3 protein-coding genes and 1 pseudogene are annotated in these 3,091 nt (G+C 71.6%); 1 reads left to right on the plus strand and 3 read right to left on the minus strand.

Going from position 1 to position 3,091, the window contains the following annotated elements:
- From SACSA_RS23390 to SACSA_RS0116185, 3 genes are all read right to left on the minus strand, one after another.
- Positions 1 to 316, minus strand: a 316-nt coding sequence (locus SACSA_RS23390) for a site-specific integrase (RefSeq protein ID WP_048876891.1), incomplete at its 3' end; no start/stop codon positions are given.
- A gap of 114 nt (positions 317 to 430) precedes the next feature.
- On the minus strand, positions 431 to 1,057 hold the full coding sequence (locus tag SACSA_RS0116180) for an NUDIX domain-containing protein (RefSeq protein WP_019818729.1): 627 nt from the start codon (positions 1,055 to 1,057) through the stop codon (positions 431 to 433).
- Complete coding sequence (locus SACSA_RS0116185) at positions 1,054 to 2,754, minus strand: CTP synthase (RefSeq protein WP_083940278.1); 1,701 nt, start codon at positions 2,752 to 2,754, stop codon at positions 1,054 to 1,056. The genes SACSA_RS0116180 and SACSA_RS0116185 overlap by 4 nt, the downstream gene beginning before the upstream one ends.
- Before the next feature lie 85 nt (positions 2,755 to 2,839).
- Here SACSA_RS0116185 and SACSA_RS0116190 point away from each other — a divergent pair.
- Positions 2,840 to 3,091: pseudogene (locus SACSA_RS0116190) on the plus strand (3-phosphoshikimate 1-carboxyvinyltransferase); the annotation flags it as partial.

Consider the following 3,091-nt stretch of genomic DNA (forward strand, 5'->3'; position numbering starts at 1 on the left):
CGTCGGCGTGGGCGAAGCGGTGCAGCCCGCGCACCGCGGCGAGGGCCCGTGCCGCCGACGACTCGGCCAGCGGATGGTGTCCCTCCTCGCCGTCGCGCAGGGTCACCGCGAACCGCGTCACGTGCCCCGCGGTGACGTCGGTGATCCGGGTGACCCCGGCCCGGCTCAGGTGCTCCGTGTAGCGCCGCAAGTCGCGCGCGTAGCCGTCCAGGGTGTTCCGGGCGATCCCCCGTTCCACGACGAGGTGGTTCAGATACGCCGTGACGACCCCGCCCACGGTGTCCGCTTCCGCACCGCTCGGCCCGCCCCGTGCCACGCGTCCACTCTAGAGGCCGGCCGCTCCCGGCACGGGAGCCTCACGGCCGCGTGTCGCGGCCCCGGCGCGGCGCGCCCGTCCCTGGCCGCCGAGACGCCGTGACCGGAGACGCCGTTACCGGAGACGCGCGGAGAACCGGGTGGGGCGGTATCGCCACTCGGCGTCGGTCGGCCGCGTGTCCAGTCCGGTGCGCAACACCGCGTGCGCGGCGAGCAGACCCCCGACGGTGGCCCCGTTGACGATCTCTCCGGCGAGCACCATGCGCACCGCCTCGTCCAGCGGGACCCGGGTCACCACCAGGTCGGCTTCCTCCTCGCCGTGGGCCTGCCGGTCCACCACCGTCAACTCCCGCGCGAGGAAGACCCGGAGGACCTCGTCGGTGAACCCGGGTGAGGCGGCCACGTCGACCAGCGTCTCCCAGCGGTCGGCCCGCAGGCCCGCCTCCTCGACGAGCTCGCGTCGCGCGGTCTCGACGGGCTGTTCACCGTCGGCGTCGAGGAGCCCGGCGGGCAGTTCCCACAGCCGGTCGCCGAGCGGGTGGCGGTACTGCCGCACCAGCGTGACCGAGTCGTCGTCGTCGACCGCGCACACCGCCACCGCGCCGAGGTGTTCCACGACCTCGCGGCGCGCGATGTCCCCGCCCGGCATCAGCACCTCGTCGACGCGGAGTCCCACGACACGTCCGATGTGGACGTCCTCGGAGGACACCACGGAGAACTCGTGGCTGCCCGGCTCGCTCACCGCGCACCCACCGCGGTCCCGGGCAGCTCCACGGGCAGCCGCTCGGCGGTGCGGTAGTCCACCACCGCGCGAACGAAGGCGTCGAACAGCGGGTGCGGGCGCGTGGGCCGCGACTTCAGCTCCGGATGCGCCTGCGTGCCCACGAAGAACGGGTGCTGTTCCTTCGGCAGTTCCACGAACTCCACGAGCCGTTCGTCCGGCGACACCCCGGAGAAGACCAACCCGGCCTCGGACAGCCGCGCGCGATAGGTGTTGTTGACCTCGTAGCGGTGCCGGTGCCGCTCGGAGATCTCGCTCGCGCCGTAGGCGGCTGCCACCTGCGAGCCCTCCACGAGCCGCGCGGGGTAGGCACCCAGCCGCATCGTGCCGCCCATGTCCCGTTCACCGGCGACCACGTCCTTCTGCGTGACCATCGTCGAGATCACCGGGTTCGGCGTGTTCTCGTCGAACTCCGCGGAGTTGGCGTCCTCGATCCCCGCGAGGTGGCGCGCGGCCTCGATCACCATGCACTGGAGTCCGAGGCACAGCCCGAGCACCGGGATGCCGTGCGTCCGCGCGTAGTGGATGGCGCCGATCTTGCCCTCGATCCCGCGGATGCCGAACCCGCCCGGCACGAGGATTCCGTCCACACCGGACAGCGCTGCGGCGGCACCGGCGGGCGTGGTGGCCTCGTCGGAGGGCACCCACACGATCTCGACCTTGGCGTGGTGGGCGAATCCACCCGCGCGCAGTGCCTCGGTGACCGAGAGATAGGCATCCGGCAGGTCGACGTACTTGCCGACCAGTGCCACCCGGACGCGCTCCGACGGGTGATGCACACGGCCCAGCAGATCGCCCCACACCGTCCAGTCGACGTCGCGGAACGGCAACCCGAGCCGCCGCACCACGTAGGCGTCCAGCGCCTCACCGTGCAGCACCTTGGGGATGTCGTAGATGGACGGGGCGTCCGGGCACGCGATCACGGCCTCGGTCTCCACGTCGCACATCAGGCCGATCTTGCGCTTGAGGTCCTCGGACAGGTCGCGGTCGGCCCGGCACACCAGCGCGTCCGGCTGGATACCGATGTTGCGCAGCGCGGCCACCGAGTGCTGGGTGGGCTTGGTCTTCAACTCCCCCGAGGGCGCGAGGAACGGCACGAGCGACACGTGCAGGAAGAAGCAGTTGTCCCGGCCCACGTCGTGCCGCACCTGGCGGCAGGCCTCGAGGAAGGGCAGCGATTCGATGTCACCCACCGTGCCGCCGACCTCGGTGATGACCACGTCCGGCCGCGTTCCGCTGCCGTCGTCGGTGGCCACCGCCATGATCCGTGACTTGATCTCGTCGGTGATGTGCGGGATGACCTGGACCGTGTCGCCCAGGTACTCGCCGCGGCGCTCCTTGGCGATGACCGACGAGTACACCTGTCCCGTGGTGACGTTGGCGGTGCCGGTCAGGTCGCGGTCGAGGAAGCGCTCGTAGTGCCCGATGTCCAGGTCCGTCTCGGCGCCGTCCTCGGTGACGAAGACCTCGCCGTGCTGGAACGGGTTCATCGTCCCGGGGTCGACGTTGAGATACGGGTCGAGCTTCTGCATCGTGACCCGGAGTCCGCGAGCGGTGAGCAGTTGCCCCAGGCTGGAAGCGGTGAGTCCCTTACCCAGGGAGGAGGCGACGCCTCCGGTGACAAAGACGTACTTGGTAGTCCGCGGCTGAAGTCCCACGGGCTTCCACCTTATCGCACTCCGCGGCCCCCGTGCCCGACGGCTGCCCTGTGACGACGGCCCCTTCCTGTGCCAGAGTGAGCGCGTGGGCGAGGACACCTTCTGGGCCGCTCCGGCGGCCACCGAGCAGCTCGACGCCACGGTGCGCGTGCCGGGCTCCAAGTCGATCACCAATCGCGCCTACGTGCTCGCGGCGCTGTCCCGCGGCGAGACGGTGGTGCGCGAGCCGCTCGACTCCCGCGACACCCGCCTGATGCTGGCCGCGCTCGACGCCCTCGGCGCGCGCTCCGAGCCCACCACCCACGGCGTCCGCATCCAGCCGCTGACCGACGGTGAC

It is taken from the genome of Saccharomonospora saliphila YIM 90502 (assembly GCF_000383795.1).
Taxonomy (GTDB): domain Bacteria; phylum Actinomycetota; class Actinomycetes; order Mycobacteriales; family Pseudonocardiaceae; genus Saccharomonospora; species Saccharomonospora saliphila.